Origin of the sequence: Micromonospora sp. NPDC050397, from assembly GCF_044901685.1 — a bacterium.
Taxonomy (GTDB): domain Bacteria; phylum Actinomycetota; class Actinomycetes; order Mycobacteriales; family Micromonosporaceae; genus Micromonospora_G.
The window spans coordinates 1-2,148 of record NZ_JBJDPS010000045.1 but is presented as its reverse complement, the minus strand read 5'-3'; the positions used below and the strand labels follow the sequence as shown (position 1 = coordinate 2,148).

Sequence of the window (2,148 nt, the reverse complement as noted above, 5' to 3'; positions counted from 1 at the left end):
ACGGCGTGTTCGTCGTCGTTGGTCGCGTTGCACCTCGCCGTCCAAGCCATCCGCAACGGCGAATGCACCATGGCACTCGCCGGCGGAGTAGCCATCATGGCCACCCCCGCCACCTTCATCGAATTCTCCCGCCAACGCGGACTCGCCCCCAACGGACGATGCAAAGCCTACTCAGCCACCGCCGACGGCACCGGCTGGTCCGAAGGCGTCACCACCATCCTCCTCGAACGCCTAACCGACGCCATCAAAAACAACCACCACATCCACGCACTCATCCGCGGCACCGCCGTCAACCAAGACGGCGCCAGCAACGGACTCACCGCACCCAACGGACCCGCCCAACAACGCGTCATCCGCCAAGCCCTCACCAACGCCAAACTCACCACAAACGACATCGACGCCATCGAAGGCCACGGCACCGGAACCACCCTCGGCGACCCCATCGAAGCCCAAGCACTACTCGCCACCTACGGCCAAAACCGCCCCACCAACCAACCACTCTGGCTCGGCTCACTCAAATCAAACATCGGCCACACCCAAGCCGCCGCCGGCATCGCCGGCATCATAAAAATGACCCTCGCCATGCAACACAACCTCCTCCCCAAAACACTCCACATCACCGAACCCACACCCCAAGTCGACTGGACCACCGGCAACATCAAACTCCTCACCGAACCCCAACCCTGGCCCCAACACGACCGCCCCCACCGAACCGCCATCTCCTCCTTCGGCGTCAGCGGCACCAACGCCCACGTCATCCTCGAACAAGCCCCACCCCAAACCACCCCCCAACCCACCACACCAACCACCCCCACCATCCACACCCCACCCACCCTCACCCTCTCCGCCAAAACCCTCCCCGCCCTCCACGCCCAAGCACAACGCCTCCACACCCACCTCACCAACAACCCCCACACCAACCTCCACAACATCGCCCACGCACTCACCACCACCCGCACCACCCACCAACACCGCGCCGTCATCATCGCCGAAAACCACCCCACCACCCTCACCGCACTCCACGCCCTCCACCACAACCAAACACACCCCAACCTCACCACCAACCGAACCAACCCCACCGGAAAAACCGTCTTCATCTTCCCCGGCCAAGGCTCCCAATGGGCCGGCATGGGAGCCCAACTCCTCACCACCTCACCCACCTTCGCCACCCACATCAACAACTGCCAACAAGCCCTCAACCCACACATCAACTGGAAAATCACCGACGTCCTCAACCAAACCCCCAACGCACCCACCCTCGACCGCGTCGACGTCGTCCAACCCACCACATTCGCCATCATGATCGCCCTCGCCCACCTCTGGAAAACCCTCGGCATCACCCCCCACGCCGTCGTCGGCCACTCCCAAGGCGAAATCGCCGCAGCCCACATAGCCGGCGCACTCACCCTCAACGACGCCGCCACCATCGTCGCCCTCCGCAGCCAAGCCATCGCCACCCACCTCGCCGGCCACGGCGGCATGCTCACCCTCCCCCTCACCCCCGAACAAGCCACCACCCGCATCACACCCTGGAAAAACCAACTCGAAATCGCCGCCATCAACAGCAACACATTCGTCGTCATCGCCGGCAACCCCAACGCACTCCAACAACTCACCACCCAATGCGAAAAAGACGGAATCCGCGCCCGCACCATCCCCGTCGACTACGCCTCACACACCAGCCACGTCGAAAAAATCAAAAACACCCTCACCACCACCCTCAAAAACATCACCCCCACCCAAGCACACACACCCTTCTACTCCACAGTCGACCAACAATTCATCCACGACACCACCACACTCAACACCGAATACTGGTACCGCAACCTCCGCCAACCCGTCCAATACCACAACGCCATCAAAAACCTCCTCAACGAAGGCCACCACACCTACATAGAAATCAGCCCCCACCCCGTCCTCACCATCAGCACCCAAGAAACCCTCGACCAACACCCACAACCCACCACCATCACCCCCACCCTCCGCCGAAACAACGACACCCCCCAACAAATCCTCACCAACGCAGCACACCTCCACACCACCGGAACAACCATCACCTGGCCCCACCACACCCCCACCACAAACCACACCCCACTACCCACCTACCCCTTCCAACACCACCACTACTGGCTCCACCAAACAACCGCG

1 protein-coding gene is annotated in these 2,148 nt (G+C 62.2%); it reads left to right on the top strand.

From position 1 onward, the window contains the following. The coding region (locus ACI2K4_RS36265; protein WP_404517628.1) for a type I polyketide synthase at positions 1 to 2,148 on the top strand (2,148 nt) is incomplete at both ends.